At 65.4% G+C, this 14786-nt stretch carries 16 protein-coding genes; 8 read left to right on the top strand and 8 right to left on the bottom strand.

Going from position 1 to position 14786, the window contains the following annotated elements:
• Positions 1–92: 92 nt before the first annotated feature.
• The 4 genes from JO391_RS18585 (at position 93) to JO391_RS18600 (ending at position 2726) form a co-directional block, all read left to right on the top strand.
• Complete coding sequence (locus JO391_RS18585; protein WP_220661894.1) at positions 93–296, top strand: twin transmembrane helix small protein; 204 nt, start codon at positions 93–95, stop codon at positions 294–296.
• Positions 297–299: 3 nt separating this feature from the next.
• Entirely contained in the window at positions 300–872 is a 573-nt protein-coding gene (locus tag JO391_RS18590; protein ID WP_220661895.1) for a cob(I)yrinic acid a,c-diamide adenosyltransferase, read from the top strand.
• 169 nt (positions 873–1041) lie between these two features.
• Positions 1042–1803, top strand: coding sequence for an electron transfer flavoprotein subunit beta/FixA family protein (locus tag JO391_RS18595; protein ID WP_220661896.1), 762 nt, complete (start codon positions 1042–1044; stop codon positions 1801–1803).
• Positions 1803–2726 (top strand): electron transfer flavoprotein subunit alpha/FixB family protein, encoded by a 924-nt coding sequence (locus JO391_RS18600; protein WP_220661897.1) that lies wholly within the window; start codon positions 1803–1805, stop codon positions 2724–2726. Before JO391_RS18595 ends, JO391_RS18600 begins: the two co-directional genes overlap by 1 nt.
• A gap of 51 nt (positions 2727–2777) precedes the next feature.
• Here JO391_RS18600 and JO391_RS18605 read toward each other — a convergent pair whose 3' ends face one another.
• Positions 2778–3593, bottom strand: coding sequence for a DUF6473 family protein (locus JO391_RS18605; RefSeq protein WP_220661898.1), 816 nt, complete (start codon positions 3591–3593; stop codon positions 2778–2780).
• Positions 3594–3742: 149 nt separating this feature from the next.
• Between JO391_RS18605 and JO391_RS18610 the strand changes: the two genes are divergently transcribed.
• Complete coding sequence (locus JO391_RS18610; protein WP_220664624.1) at positions 3743–4618, top strand: 3-hydroxybutyryl-CoA dehydrogenase; 876 nt, start codon at positions 3743–3745, stop codon at positions 4616–4618.
• Positions 4615–5106, top strand: coding sequence for a GNAT family N-acetyltransferase (locus tag JO391_RS18615; protein WP_220661899.1), 492 nt, complete (start codon positions 4615–4617; stop codon positions 5104–5106). The genes JO391_RS18610 and JO391_RS18615 overlap by 4 nt, the downstream gene beginning before the upstream one ends.
• Before the next feature lie 18 nt (positions 5107–5124).
• Here the strand turns inward: JO391_RS18615 and JO391_RS18620 are convergent, their stop codons facing one another.
• Genes JO391_RS18620 through JO391_RS18650 form a run of 7 tightly spaced genes read right to left on the bottom strand, consistent with a single transcriptional unit; the run spans position 5125 to position 10514 of the window.
• On the bottom strand, positions 5125–6000 hold the full coding sequence (locus tag JO391_RS18620) for a lysophospholipid acyltransferase family protein (RefSeq protein ID WP_259444751.1): 876 nt from the start codon (positions 5998–6000) through the stop codon (positions 5125–5127).
• Positions 6001–6032: 32 nt separating this feature from the next.
• Entirely contained in the window at positions 6033–6311 is a 279-nt protein-coding gene (locus tag JO391_RS18625) for an HPr family phosphocarrier protein (protein ID WP_220661900.1), read from the bottom strand.
• A 3-nt stretch (positions 6312–6314) separates the two neighbouring features.
• Positions 6315–6710 carry a PTS sugar transporter subunit IIA gene (locus tag JO391_RS18630; RefSeq protein WP_220661901.1) on the bottom strand — a complete coding sequence of 132 codons (396 nt, stop codon included), beginning with the start codon at positions 6708–6710 and terminating at the stop codon, positions 6315–6317.
• The gene (gene rapZ / locus JO391_RS18635; RefSeq protein WP_220661902.1) at positions 6707–7621 is read right to left on the bottom strand and encodes an RNase adapter RapZ; all 915 of its coding nucleotides are present in this window, start codon (positions 7619–7621) and stop codon (positions 6707–6709) included. The genes JO391_RS18630 and rapZ overlap by 4 nt, the downstream gene beginning before the upstream one ends.
• A gap of 9 nt (positions 7622–7630) precedes the next feature.
• Positions 7631–8083: an HPr kinase/phosphorylase gene (locus JO391_RS18640; RefSeq protein WP_259444752.1), complete on the bottom strand. Its 453-nt coding sequence runs from the start codon at positions 8081–8083 to the stop codon at positions 7631–7633.
• On the bottom strand, positions 8080–9816 hold the full coding sequence (locus JO391_RS18645; RefSeq protein ID WP_220661903.1) for a sensor histidine kinase: 1737 nt from the start codon (positions 9814–9816) through the stop codon (positions 8080–8082). The genes JO391_RS18640 and JO391_RS18645 overlap by 4 nt, the downstream gene beginning before the upstream one ends.
• Positions 9813–10514 (bottom strand): response regulator transcription factor, encoded by a 702-nt coding sequence (locus JO391_RS18650; RefSeq protein WP_220661904.1) that lies wholly within the window; start codon positions 10512–10514, stop codon positions 9813–9815. The genes JO391_RS18645 and JO391_RS18650 overlap by 4 nt, the downstream gene beginning before the upstream one ends.
• A 341-nt stretch (positions 10515–10855) precedes the next feature.
• Between JO391_RS18650 and JO391_RS18655 the strand changes: the two genes are divergently transcribed.
• The gene (locus JO391_RS18655) at positions 10856–12454 is read left to right on the top strand and encodes a phosphoenolpyruvate carboxykinase (protein ID WP_220661905.1); all 1599 of its coding nucleotides are present in this window, start codon (positions 10856–10858) and stop codon (positions 12452–12454) included.
• Positions 12455–12665: 211 nt separating this feature from the next.
• Positions 12666–14783, top strand: coding sequence for a M13 family metallopeptidase (locus tag JO391_RS18660; RefSeq protein WP_220661906.1), 2118 nt, complete (start codon positions 12666–12668; stop codon positions 14781–14783).
• The last annotated feature ends 3 nt before the right edge of the window (positions 14784–14786 follow it).

The raw sequence follows: 14786 nt of genomic DNA on the forward strand, positions 1-14786 counted from the left end.
CGGTGGCTTGTGAGTATTTGGGCAAAGAGGAAGCGAGGGGTTCGCTTTTTCGGATGGCCCCGCTAGATGGGGTCTGACCCGAGGAGGCGCCGATGCTGCACGATCCCCTGTTCATTCTGGCCGCTGTGGCCTGTCTGGTGGTGCTGGCCATCCTGATGGTTGGCGTGGGCGGTTTCGCCAAGGGCGGGGAGTTCAACCGGAAGCACGCCAACCGGCTGATGCGCTATCGCATCGCGGCCCAGGCGGTGGCGGTGGCGCTGATCGTGCTGTTCGCCTGGCTGCACAGCAGGGGGTAAGGGATGGTCGTTCTTTCGAAGATCTACACGCGGACCGGCGATGCCGGGGAGACGGCGCTTGGCAACGGGGCGCGGGTGCCGAAGCATTCGGCGCGGGTCAGCGCCTATGGCACGGTGGACGAGACCAATGCCACGGTGGGCCTGGCGCGGCTGGAAGCGGCGGGTGAGATGGACGAGGCGTTGAAGCGGGTGTCGAACGACCTGTTCGACCTGGGCGCCGACCTCTGCACCCCCGACATGGAGAAGGATGCCGAGCTGCCCTATACGCCCCTGCGGATGGTGGCGGCTCAGGTGGACCGGCTGGAGCGTGAGATCGACGCGATGAACACGCGGCTGACGCCTTTGCGCAGCTTTGTGCTGCCGGGCGGGACAAGGCTGGCGGCGCAGTTGCACCTGTGCCGCACGGTCTGCCGGCGGGCCGAGCGGCTGGTGGTGGAACTGGCCGGGCAGGAGGCGGTGAACCCCGAGGCGGTGCGCTATCTGAACCGGCTGTCGGACTGGTTCTTCGTGGCGGGCCGCATCGCCAACGACGATGGCAAGGCCGATGTGCTGTGGGTGCCGGGCGCGAACCGCTGAGGGCCTGCTGATCGGCGGGTGCGATCAAAACGCGGCGTCCCGCCGCTGAATCGGGTCGCTTTTGGTCTGTATCATGGGGGCGTCTTTCGCTAGGACGTTGCCCGAGAGCTTGAACCGGCCCCGGTCCGTTGGCGCGGAGGGGCCCCTCTGACATGGGAGAAGGCCGCCGATGAAGGTGCTCGTGCCTGTGAAGCGGGTGATCGACTACAACGTGAAGGTTCGCGTGAAGGCGGACGGCAGCGGGGTCGACCTGGCAAACGTGAAGATGTCAATGAACCCCTTTGACGAGATTGCCGTGGAAGAGGCGATCCGGCTGAAGGAGAAGGGCATCGCGACCGAGATCGTCGTGGTCTCGATCGGCGTGAAGCAGTCGCAGGAGACGCTGCGCACGGCCCTGGCGATGGGCGCGGACCGCGCGATCCTGATCGAAGCGGCGTCGGACGTGCACCAGGACATCGAGCCGCTGGCGGTGGCGAAACTTCTGGCGGCCGTGGTCAAGGAAGAGCAGCCGGGACTTGTTCTGGCCGGCAAGCAGGCCATCGACAACGACATGAACGCGACGGGGCAGATGCTTTCGGCGCTTCTGGGTTGGGCGCAGGGCACCTTCTGTTCGGAAGTCGCCATTGCCGACGGCGCGGCGACCGTGACGCGGGAAGTGGACGGCGGGCTGCAGGTCATCAAGGTGAGCCTGCCCGCGGTTCTGACCGTGGACCTGCGGCTGAACGAGCCGCGCTATGCCAGCCTGCCGAACATCATGAAGGCCAAGTCGAAGCCCCTGGCGGCAAAGACGGCGGCCGACTACGGCGTGGACGTGACGCCGCGTCTGACCGTGGTGAAGACGGTGGAGCCGGCGGGCCGCAAGGCCGGGGTGAAGGTTGGCTCGGTGGATGAGCTGATCGCGAAACTCAAGGATGAGGCGGGGGTGATCTGATGGCCGTTCTTCTTCTTGCCGATGTGAACGAGGGCCAGCTGGCGACCGACCAGGTGGCCAAGACCGTGGCCGCCGTGAAGGGGCTGGGCGAGGTGCATGTGCTGGTGGCCGGCCAGGGCGGCGATGCCGCGGCGGCCGAAGCGGCCAAGCTGGATGGCGTGGCCAAGGTGCTGTTCGCGGGCGACCATGCCTATTGCCATGGTCTGGCGGAATCCACCGCGGCGCTGGTCGTCTCGCTGGCGCCTGCTTACGAGCATATCTGCGGCGCGGCGACGGCGTTCAACAAGAACGTCATGCCCCGCGTGGCGGCGCTGCTGGACGTGATGGTGATCTCGGACGTGACCGCGGTGGTGGACGGGTCCACCTTCGACCGGCCGATCTATGCGGGCAACGCGATCCAGACCGTGACGTCGGCCGATGCGAAGAAGGTCTTCACCGTGCGGACCGCGGCCTATACCGCGGTGGGCATGGGCGGCGCGGCGCCGGTCGAGGCGGTGTCGGGCCCGGTGGCGGAAGGCTCTTCCTGGGTCGAGGACCGCGTGGCGGCGAGCGACCGCCCGGAACTGACCAGCGCGAAGATCGTGGTGTCTGGCGGGCGCGGCGTGGGGTCGAAGGAAAGCTTCGATCTGATCGAGGGCCTGGCCGACAAGCTGGGCGCTGCCGTTGGTGCGAGCCGCGCGGCGGTGGATTCGGGCTATGCGCCGAACGATTGGCAGGTGGGCCAGACCGGCAAGGTGGTGGCGCCGCAGCTTTATGTGGCGGTCGGCATCTCGGGTGCGATCCAGCACCTGGCGGGGATGAAGGACAGCAAGGTGATCGTCGCGATCAACAAGGACGAGGAGGCGCCGATCTTCCAGGTGGCCGACTATGGCCTGGTGGGCGACCTGTTCACCCTGGTGCCGGAACTGACCAGCAAGCTGTAAGGCTTGTCGCAGTATCGGATCGGGGCGCCCATCGGGCGCCCCGTTTGCATTTCAGGCGGTGAGCATGGGAGCCAGCGCCTCGGCGATGCGGCGGTGGTCGGCGGGGCCGGGAACCGTGGCGGCTGCGGTGGCGTCGAAAGGGGCGAAGGCGAGGCTAGAGAGGTCCTGCCCCGGTTGTCCAAGCCGCACGTCGATGATGCCATCGACCAGCGGGCGCAGAGCGCGGATCATCGCGGCATCGACGAACGGGGCAGTTTCCAGCGGATCGGCCGCCTGGCCTGCCGACGGGGGCGGTGCCTCGCCCAGCCACAGCAGGAACCGGCGGCCGTTCAGCCCGTTCAGGAGGCGGGCCATGCGATCCAGCCAGACAGCCTGCAATTCGCGGGCGACGGCGGCAAAGCGGGTGGGCGACCGGGCCTGCAGCACGGCGACGAGGTGCCGCGTGAAGGTGAATTCGGTGAAATCCACGTCGCGGTAGAGCGCCCGCAGATCGGCCGTGGCGGCGACGAAACGGTCGTTGCGGCGGGGATGGACCGTGTAGAAGCGGTTGGTGAGGTTCTGAGCGCCCAGCACCTGCACCACGGCGCAATCGGCGTGGCGTGCGACATCCAGCGTGTCGGGATCGTTCAGAAAAGCATCGAGGCCGCCATTCACGCAGCCAAGGTTCACCACGGCGCGGCCAAGCCGTTCCTCCAGCAGGTCGGGGAAGGGGCGGGGCACGAACTTGCCATAGACCTCGGTTCCCCCCAGCACCGCGACATAGGGCGCGTCGAGGTCGCGCCTGGGGCCGCGGAACAGGAGCCGCGAACTGCCATAGCGGCATGGAAAATAGTCAAGAGCCCCGTCACGGGGATAGGCATAGGCCATCGCACCCACCCAAGTTTCATCACACCCACGGGTCAGGCTGGCCGATTCCGGTTACCGGGGGACTAAGGTGACAATTCTACGCGTCCCGCGGCCTTGCACCCCGTGGCGGCAGGTGCCTAATGTGCAGGCGCAGAGAAACGGGGGCGATGATGGCAATCCGGACGGTGGGCGTCGTGGGCGCGGGGCAGATGGGCAATGGCATTGCCCATGTCTTTGCGCTGGCGGGCTATGACGTGCTGCTCAACGACATCGCCCAGGACAGCCTGGACCGGGCGCTGGCGACGATTGACAGGAACATCGAGCGTCAGGTGGCGCGCGGCAAGGTGAGCCCGGAGGCCAAGGCCGAGGCGATGGGGCGCATCAGCACCACGCTGATGCTGCCGGACCTGGGGCCTTCGGACCTGATCATCGAGGCCGCGACCGAGAAGGAAGTGGTGAAGCAGAAGATCTTCGACGAACTTCTGCCCTATCTGGCGCCGCAGACCATCCTGACCTCGAACACCTCGTCGATCTCGATCACCCGGCTGGCCAGCCGGACGGACCGGCCCGAGAAGTTCATGGGATTCCATTTCATGAACCCGGTGCCGGTGATGCAGCTGGTCGAGCTGATCCGCGGCATCGCCACCGACCAGCCGACCTACAACGAGCTTAAGGCGGTGGTCGAGAAGCTGGGCAAGACGGCCTCGTCTTCCGAGGACTTCCCGGCCTTCATCGTGAACCGCATCCTGATTCCGATGATCAACGAGGCGGTCTATACGCTGTACGAGGGCGTGGGGTCGGTGCAGTCGATCGACACGGCGCTGAAGCTGGGGGCCAATCACCCGATGGGGCCCTTGGAACTGGCGGATTTCATCGGGCTGGACACATGCCTGGCCATCATGAACGTGCTGTATGACGGGCTGGCGGACACCAAGTACCGACCCTGTCCGCTCTTGACCAAGTACGTCGAAGCGGGTTGGCTGGGTCGCAAGTCGCAGCGCGGGTTTTACGATTATCGGGGAGAGGCTCCGGTTCCGACGCGGTGAAGCCAGAACTGGAGCCAGCGCTGCCTTCTATCGCCCCCGCTGGCGACAACGAGCGCGCGACAATTGAAAGCCTTATCCAGCTCCACCTCTACGACATGGCCGCCGTCCACCCCTTCGCAATTCGGGACGATGGCACCTATGAATACGATCTGCTGGATCAGTTCTGGCAACATACATACCTGATCCGGGTCGCCGGTGAACTGGCGGGTTTCGCACTGGTCATCGACGGTTGCCCGATCACCGGACGGACGCCCTGCTGGTTCATGGCCGAGTTCTTTGTGCTTCGCCACCTCCGCCGCCGTTCTGTCGGAAGAGGGGCGCTGAAGGCGCTTCTGGCTTGCCACAAGGGGGCTTGGCACATTGCCTCGCAGACGACGAATCCATCCGCCGGCCGTTTCTGGTCGCGCTCGGTGGGTGCGGACAGGACAGAGTTCGCGGCGCAGTTTGATGGCGCCGACTGGACAGTCATCTCATTCGCTTCGAAGTGAACCGCTGGCGAAGGTCGCCTACTTCCCCAACGCCAGCGTCGTCTCGCGCAACCAGGCGAGGAAGCCCCGCGGGTTGCCTTCCCACTCCTTCAGCACCGAAGCCGGGATGGGCTCGCCGACATGGGGTCGTTGCGGCTTGTTCAGGGCGCGGCGGATTTCATAGAGCAAGAGGCCCTGGCGCGGTGTGTCGCCCAGCTGGTTGGCGATCTGGAAGAGCCGCGAGTTCTGGCCGGTGAAGCGGATCGGCACGATGGTCGCGCCCGAGGAGCGGACGATCTTGTGGGTGAAGACGTTCCACTCACCCTCGACGGCGGGGCCCCACCAGCCCGGCGACATGGCGACCTTCCCCGCGGGGAAGAGGATGATGGCGCCCCCGGCCTTGAGATGCTTCATCGTGTCGTCGCGCATCTGCAGGCCAAGCTCGCGGGAATTGTCCTCGTGCGGGAAGGGCACGGGGATCATGAATTCCTCGATCTCGGGGATGCCGGTCAGGAGCGAGCGGGTGAGGATCTTGAAGTCGGGCCGGCGGCGGGCGACCATTTCGCACAGGATCATGCCATCGACCAGGCCATGCGGATGGTTGGCGGCGATGACGACCGGGCCGGTGGCGGGGATGCGGGCGATTTCCTCGGGCGGGGTCTGGATGTCGATCCCCATCTGGCGGATCGCCTTGGGCCAGAAGGGCACGCCGAAGGGCGCGCCAGAGCGTTCGAACTGGCGGATGAGGTAAAGAAGCTTCGGCTTGGCCGTCAGCCATTCGATGGTGCGGATCGCGTTGGCCTTGAGCGGGTTCTTGAACGTTCCGGCATAGGACAGCCGGCGCATGTCATAGGCCCTGGCCACCGTGTGGCGGGCCGCACCGGCGTTGTCTTGCGTTGTATCTGCCTCAGTCACGCGGACGAGCCTTCCCCCCACAGCGGCCGAGATCAGTAGTCCTCGCCGAACTTGCCGGCCACCAGCGCCTGAAGCGCATCGGCGAGCTTTTCGGCTTCGGCGCCGCTGGTTTCGACCTCAATAGTGGTTCCGCGCGAGGCTGCCAACATCAAAAGCCCCATGATCGAGTCGCCAGAGACCGTCATCCCGTCTTTCGAGACCTCGGCCTTGGCGTCATGCGCCTCGACCACCTCGACAAACTTGGCGGAAGCGCGGGCGTGCAGGCCCTTTTCGTTCACGATGCGGAAGCTGCGGGCGATGGTCGTCGTCAAGGTTCAGTCACCTCCGCCGAGATCGAGGCTGTTGATGTATTTGCGTCCCGCATCCAGCGCGGCCGCGACGGCATCACGGACGGGCAGGTCGCGGGATTTGGCCAGCTTGATCAGCATCGGCAGATTCGCGCCATAGACGATGCGCCGGCCCGAGCCGGCGCAGGCCATGAGCGAGAGGTTCGAGGGCGAGCCGCCGAACATGTCGGTCACGACCACGACGCCCTGTCCAGTGTCGACATCGTCAGCGGCGGCGCAGATCTCTTCCTGCTTGCGGGCACGGTTGTGATCGTCCTCGATGGCGATCGCGCGCATTCCGGTTTGCGGGCCAACGACATGCTCGACCGCCGCGAGGTATTCTCGTGCGAGCCCGCCATGCGCGACGATCACGATGCCGATCAAGGACCGCCTGCCCCCGCCTTCGCCGCCGGCAATGCTGCTGCGCGGCGTTCCAGTTCCCGGTGACGTTTTGACACCGGCCAGCCGGCTTCTGCAAGCGCCTTGCCCATCTCTTCCGCAACGGCAACGCTGCGGTGTTGCCCGCCGGTACACCCGAAGCCGATGGTCAGATGTGCCTTGCCCTCGTCCAGCTGAGCCGGGAGGAGCAAGAGCAGGAGATCGGTCACCTTGCGGATGAAGGCGGCATGGCGCGGGTCGGCGGCGATATGGGCCGCGACGGCCGGGTCGCGGCCATCGAGATTGCGCAGGGCCGGGACCCAATAGGGATTCTTCAGAAACCGGCAGTCGAAGACCATGTCCACGCCACGCGGCAGGCCGCGCTTGTAGGAAAAGCTCTGGACCGAGACGGCCAGCCGCCTGGCGCCTTGCGGTGCGAACCAGATCGCAAGTTCGGCCTTCAGGTCATGGGGCGACATTTCGGTCGTGTCGATCAGGTGATCGGCCCGCACGCGGATGGGGGCAAGAAGATCGCCCTCGCGCTCGACCCCTTCGGCGGGTGTGTCGTCGGGCGCCATCGGGTGCCGGCGGCGTGTCTCGCCATAGCGGCGGACCAGTTCGGCCGGGGCACAATCGAGATACAGCACTTCCAGCGACACGCGGGGGTCGCGGGTCAGCTCGTCGATCAGCTCGATCAGGGCGGTGGCGTTGAAGTCGCGGTTGCGCACGTCAAGACCAAGCGCGATGGGCCGGCCGATCGGCGGGCCCTCGATCAGGCGGGGAACCAGGGTGAGGGGAAGGTTGTCGATGGTTTCGTAGCCCATGTCTTCCAGCGCGGCGATAGCCGTGCTGCGCCCGGCGCCCGAGGGGCCGGTGACAAGGACGAAGCGGTGGTCCGGGCTGGCAGATTCGGTCATCCGGCGGGCTCAGGCTTGGCGGCCGCAGCGCAGATGCTGCAACAGCGAGACAACAAGATGGTCCGAGAGCGGGCCGAGGGCAAGGTCAAGCGCGATACCGTGAACTGCGAGGTGTCGTCGCGGGGGAAGTCGTTCGGTTTCGGCCTGGCCAAGGTCCACCGCCAGGACAAGTGGCGCCTCGGCCAGCGGGTCGGCGCGCAGGATGCCGATGCCCCGCGCCTCGATCAGGCCGGACAGGGCGGGGGGGCTACTGGCGATGAGGTTGCCGTCGCGCGGCTGGATGACGCACCGGTCATCGGCCACCAACCGGGCGCCAAGGGCCATCAGCCGCAGCGCGAGAGAGGATTTTCCCGCGCCGGATGGGCCCAGGATCAGGAGCCCGCGCCCCTCGATGGCGATGCAGCTGGCATGGATCGTGTCGGGGGCGGGTCCGGCGGGCGGCGGTTCGGGCGTGCCGGTCACACCGGCAGGCCCACCACAAAGCGCGCGCCGAGCGGGTCGGAGGTGGCGTCAGCCTGGGTCGGGCGGATGTTTTCTGCCCAGATCACCCCGCCATGCGCTTCAACGATCTGCTTCGAGATCGACAGGCCGAGACCCGAGTTGTTGCCGAAATGGGTTGGCGGCCGGTCCGAGTAGAAGCGCTTGAAGATCTTGGTCAGCGCCTGTTCGGGGATGCCGGGGCCGGTATCCTCTACCACCACGAGTACCCGGTTCTCGCGCTTGCGCGCCCAGACGCGGACGGCGTCGCCTTCCTCGCAGAAGGAAATGGCATTGGTGATGAGGTTGACGAAGACCTGCGCCAGCCGCGCCTCCAGCCCGCGGATGACGACCGGGTCCTGCGGGAAATCGGTGATGAGTTCGACGCCCTTCTCGCTGGCCTGCTTGCCCAGGTGTTCCGACAGGCTGGACAAGGTGCGGATGAGATTGAATTCCTCTTCCTCTTCCTTGACCAGTTCGCTGTCCAGCCGCGAGGCGTTGGAGATGTCGCTGACCAGCCGGTCCAGCCGGCGCACGTCATGTTCGATCACGTCCAGCAGCTTTTCGCGGTGTTCTTCCTTCTTGACCATGCGCAGCGAGCCGACAGCCGAGCGCAGCGAGGCGAGCGGGTTCTTGATCTCGTGCGCGACGTCGGCGGCGAACTGTTCGTTCGCGTCGATGCGGTCGTAAAGCGCGGCCACCATGCCGCGCATGGCGACGGAAAGGCGGCCGATTTCGTCGGGCCGGGCGGTCAGGTCGGGGATGCGGACGCGACCGGGCGTCATGCGGCGGGCGTCGCGGTCCCGCCCGATCTCGGCCGCGGCGGCAAGGTCGGACAGAGGGTTCGCGATGGTCGAGGCCAGAACAAGCGACAGGCCGATCGAGACGAGCAGCGCGATGACGAACATCTGCAGCACCTGTTCGCGTTCAAAGCGGACCAGGCGGTCGATCTCGCCGGCGGCGGAGGTCAGGGCGACGACGCCGGTGACTTCGCCGGCCTGCCAGACAGGCGTGGCGACCGAGAAGAGCGTGCCGCCTTCGGAATCTCGGCTGGTCCGGGCGGTGGTCTCGCCGGCCTTGGCATCCTGGAACAGCGCGGTCGCATTGGCGCGCGCATCGTATTTGACGGTGGCGATGTCGGTGGTGGAGATCAGGGACGAGACCCCGTTCCAGACGGCGTTCAGGAAATCGGTGATGACGGTTGAACGCTGGTCACCCTCGGGCTTGGCGGCCTGTTGCGCGCCGATCCCGGTGGCGACCATCTGGCCGCTCTTGTCGAAGAGAAAGACTTCGACACCCGGTCCGATGTTGGCGCCTTCAAGCGCGGAAGCCATGTCCGCCCCCGGAAGGGCGCCGGCCGAGCGGGCCGCGACGACATCGGCCAGAAGCCGTGCTTCGGTCACCAGAGCCTGTTCGCGCTGCAACACCAGGCTGTCCTTGAACGGATTGAGGAACAGCACGCCCACCACCATGACGACCAGCGCCATGAGGTTGAAGATCACGATCTTGCGGGCCAGCGGCGAACGGTTCAGCGAGACGAAGCTGCCGCGCCCCCGACGTTCTAGCAGGTCGGGATCGACGGAAACCTCGGGCGAAACCCAATCTTCGCCCAGAAGCACGTCATTGGGACGCGCATTGGCGTCCTGATCGGGTGCGGGGCGCTTTGGCCCGCCGACGGGGCGTGCATCCGGCAAAGGCATGCGAGGGGCGGCGGTCATTCTTCGTTGTAGCGATAGCCGATGCCATAAAGGGTTTCGATCGCGGAGAAATCCGGGTCGACGCTGCGCATCTTCTTGCGCAGGCGCTTGATGTGGCTGTCGATGGTGCGGTCGTCGACATAGACCTGATCATCATAGGCCACGTCCATCAGCTGGTCGCGGCTTTTCACGAAGCCCGGTCGCTGTGCCAGGGCCTGAAGCAGCATGAACTCGGTCACGGTGAGCGAGACGTCGAGCCCTTTCCAGGTGACGGAGTGGCGCAGCGGGTCCATCCGAAGGTTCCCGCGCTCCATGATCTTGTTTTCTTCGGTGACGGCGACTTCACCGGAATGAATCGCCTCCTGCCGGCGCAGCAGCGCGCGGATGCGTTCCACCAGAAGCCGTTGCGAGAAGGGCTTTTTCACATAATCGTCGGCGCCCATGCGCAGACCGAGAACCTCGTCGATCTCGTCATCTTTCGAAGTGAGGAAGATGATCGGCATCGAGGTCTTCTGGCGCAGGCGCTGGAGCAGGTCCATGCCGTCCATGCGCGGCATCTTTATGTCAAGCACCGCCATGTCCGGCATTCGGCGATTGAAGGCGTCAAGGGCGGACTGGCCGTCGTTATAGGTTTCCACCTCGAACCCTTCGGCTTCGAGGGTTATGGAAACGGACGTCAGGATGTTCCTGTCGTCATCTACCAGCGCGATGCGTGACATTCTGGTGATCCTACTGCTCAATGTGTTCTTTTTTGGGCATCTTGCGGTTTTCGGCCGACGGAATCAACCGCCCTGTGCGAATCACTGGGCCGGTGGTGCCAATCCAGCGCCAAAATCCCGAAGGAATGACTAATTTGCCTCAGTCTGTGGCGCCGGGGCCCGGGGCTGCGAAATGGTTGCGCTAAACCTGAAGTGGTTGCGCTAACTGTGCCAAAGCGTCCTGTTCCTGTGGTTTATCCGCATGTTATAGGGAAGTTGCGGATGCGCAGGACAGAGCGCATGTCGCGGGCAACCCATTGGCCCCGGTTGCCTTTCTGAATCGACTTTCGGGAGCTTGCACCATGATCACCGGCCGCGTTAACCCCGCGCAGACACTTGAGACCCAGGGCATCACGGGGCTTGGCACCGTCTATTACAACCAGATCGAGCCGGCGCTTGTGCAGGCGGCGATCGGGCGTGGCGAAGGGACCCTGGGAAAGGGCGGTGCGTTCCTGTGCACCACGGGCCAGTTCACCGGCCGCTCGCCCAAGGACAAATTCGTGGTCCGGACGCCTTCGGTGGAGGATACGGTCTGGTGGGAAAACAACGCGCCCATGGCGCCGGACGCCTTTGATCGGCTGGAAGCCGACATGCTGGCGCATATGAAGGGCCGCGAGTTCTTTGTGCAGGATTTGTATGCCGGGGCCGACCCCGTGCACCGGCTGGACGTGCGGATGGTGACGGAGCTTGCCTGGCATGGCCTGTTCATCCGCCACATGCTGCGCCGGCCCGAACGGACGGACCTGGATGGTTTCGTGCCGGAATGGACCGTCATCAACGTTCCGTCGTTCAAGGCCGACCCCAAGCGGCACGGCTGCCGCACCGAGACGGTGATTGCCCTGAACTTCGACAAGAAGCGCGTGCTGATCGCCAACACGGCCTATGCGGGCGAGAACAAGAAGTCGGTCTTCACGATCATGAACTATGTCCTGCCGGGCAAGGGCGTGATGGCGATGCACTGCTCGGCCAACCATGCCATCGGCAATCCGGTGGACGCGGCGATCTTCTTCGGGCTGTCGGGCACCGGCAAGACCACGCTGTCGGCCGACCCCTCGCGCACGCTGATCGGCGATGACGAGCACGGCTGGTCGGAGCGGGGCACCTTCAACTTCGAGGGTGGCTGCTATGCAAAGACCATCAACCTGAACCCCGAGGCAGAGCCCGAGATCTATGCCACGACCTCGAAGTTCGCGACGGTGGTCGAGAACATGGTCTTTGATCCCGAGACTCTGGAGCTGGACTTCGCAGACAACTCGCTGACGGACAACACTCGCTGTGCCTATCCGCTGGAGTACATCTCGAACGCCTCGCCGACCGGGCTGGGCGGGCATCCGAAGAACATCATCATGCTGACCTGCGATGCCTTCGGGGTGCTGCCGCCCATCGCGCGGCTGACGCCGGCGCAGGCGATGTATCACTTCCTGTCGGGCTTCACCTCGAAGGTGGCCGGGACCGAGCGGGGCATCACCGAGCCGCAGCCGACCTTCTCGACCTGCTTTGGCGCGCCGTTCATGCCGCGGCGGCCGGAGGCCTATGGCAAGCTGCTGCAGGAGAAGATCGCCAAGCACGGGGCGACCTGCTGGCTGGTGAACACCGGCTGGACGGGCGGGGCCTATGGCGAGGGCAAGCGGATGCCGATCAAGGCGACGCGGGCGCTGCTGCACGCGGCGCTGGATGGGTCGCTGAACAATGCCGAGTTCCGGAAGGACCCGAACTTCGGGTTCGAGGTTCCGGTGGCGGTGCATGACGTGGACCCGGGGCTTCTGGACCCGCGGTCGACCTGGGCGCATCCGGCGGCCTATGACAGGCAGGCCCGCAAGCTGGTGGAGATGTTTGCCGAGAATTTCGGGCAGTATGTGCCCTTCATCGACGACGACGTGAAGGCGGCGGCGATCGGCTGAGCCTGCCCTACCCGGCGTGGCCAAAGAGGCGTCCGAGCTCGGACGCCTCTTTGCATTCAAGTATATCAATGGCTTGCGCGCGCGGATTCATGGGCGGTTAACGCTGTTCCCGCCGCGGTTCGCATAGCGGATAGACTGCTTCAGCCCGTGGCGGCATTGAGGGATGGCCGGTGACGGCCTTTGCCCCTGCCTTCCCAAATGGGATTGCCTCATGTTCCTGGATGCCCGAAGCCCGATCCTTGCCCTCGCCATCCCGCCAAGCCGCACCACAGCCCTGGTGACAAGTGCTGTAGTCTGGACCCTGGCTGGCGCGGCGCTGGCCCAGGATGCGCCGGCGCCAGCGGTGGCCGGCCCTGACCAGCTGGTCTTCAGCACCACGAACATGAATCCCGCCGTCTCGCCGGGCGTGGACTTCTATCAATATGCTGTCGGCGGCTGGCTGGAGCGGGTCAAGGCGCCGGAGCGCCACGCCAGCTATGGCTTCATGGAGATCATGGGAGATGGCGTCCAGCAACAGATGAAGTCGGTGATGGCCAAGGCGGCCCGCGACGCCGCGACGGCGCCCAAGGGCAGCCCGGCACAGCAGGTGGGCACCCTGTACACCGCCTATCTGGACACGGAAGCCCGCGATGCCGCGGGCGTGACGCCGATCCAGAGCTATCTGGACACCATCGACGCGGTCGAGGATTACGACGACCTCGTGCGGCTGATGGCGGGGTTCCTGGAAAACGGCGGGCCTGGCCTGTTTGCGGTGCTGGCGCCCGACGCGGACTTCGTGGACAACCGGCGATATGTGACCTTTGCCAGCGATGGCGGCTTTGGCCTGCCACGGGGCTTTGAGGATGTGTACGAAGAGCCCGACGACGGGTTGCGTCTATTGGCCTATCGCGCCTATCTGATCGCCGTTCAGGAGATTGCGGGTCAATCCGAGGCCGAGGCGGCCCGCATCGCCGATCTGACGATCGGGATCGAGCGCAGGCTTCATGCCGCAAAACTGCGCCCGGACGAGCGGGTCGATCTGAGGGCGATGTACAACCCCGAAGCCTTGGGAGAGCTTCAGGCGCAGATCCCGCAGCTGAACTTGACGCTGCTGATGGAGAGCCTGCACCTTGACGTGCCTGAACAGGTGATCGTCACGCAGCCGCGGTATTTTCCGGCGCTGTCGGCCCTGCTGGGCGAGCTGTCGATGCAGGATATCCGCGACTATGTGCGGGTCCGCACGATCATGGCGTTTTCGCCCTATCTGACCACGGCCTTCGATGCGCCGCTGATGGGCCTGAACCAGGCGCTTGTCGGGATCAGTGTCCTGCCGCCGCAGGAGGAGCGCGCGCTGGAGCTGGTGAAGAGCCAGCTGGGCCACCCGCTCAGCCAGCTTTACGTGGAGAATTTCTTCACCGAGGCGACGCGGCAGCAGGCCATCGAGATGATCGGGCTGGTCAAGGCCACTTTCGCCGAGCGCATTCCGAGCCGGGAGTGGCTGACGCCGGAGACCCGGGCCAATGCGCTGGCCAAGCTGGACAAGCTATCCTTCAACGTCGGCTATCCCGAGGTGTGGATCGACTATTCGCAGGTTCCGGTCACGCCCGATCTTGTCGCCACGGTGGCGGCAATCTCGAAGTTCAATGCCGACAGGCTGCGCGCAAAGCTGGGCAAGCCCGTAACGCAGGATCTGTTCAACACGCCGGAGTCCTATCCGATCACCATAAACGCCGGATACAACCCGATCCGGAACGGGTTCGAAGTGCCCGCCGCGATCATCCAGGCGCCGATCTTCGACCCCGGGATGGATGCCGCTGTGAACTTCTGCAGGCTGGGCGCAGTGATCGGGCATGAGATGACGCATGGTTTCGACCGGACGGGCAAGTCGTTCGACGGCAACGGCAACATGACCAACTGGTGGCAACCGGCAGACGAGACCGCCTTCGATGCCAAGGCGCAGGGGCTGATAGACCTGGCCAACGCCTACGAGGTGATGCCGGGCCTTTCCGGCAACGGCCCGCTGGAGGTGGGCGAGAACATGGCCGACCTGGGCGGGATCACGCTGGCGCATCAGGCGTTGCAGACCTATCTGGCGGCGCATCCGGAAGAGAATGTCGTTATCGACGGTCTGACGCCCGACCAGCGCTGCTTTCTGGCCTGGTCCCAGCTGTGGGCCTGGCAGGGGCTGGATGCGGCGCTTCGGTCGGCCGTGGCGACAGACAACCATCCGCCGAACGCCTATCGCGCGGTGGCGCCGCTTCTGCACCTGGACGCCTTCTATGACGCGTTCAGCATCAAGGAAGGCGATCCGATGTGGCTGGACCCGTCACGGCGCGTGCAGGCCTGGTGACGG

This window comes from Neotabrizicola shimadae (assembly GCF_019623905.1).
In the GTDB taxonomy this organism is placed as follows: Bacteria; Pseudomonadota; Alphaproteobacteria; order Rhodobacterales; family Rhodobacteraceae; genus Neotabrizicola; species Neotabrizicola shimadae.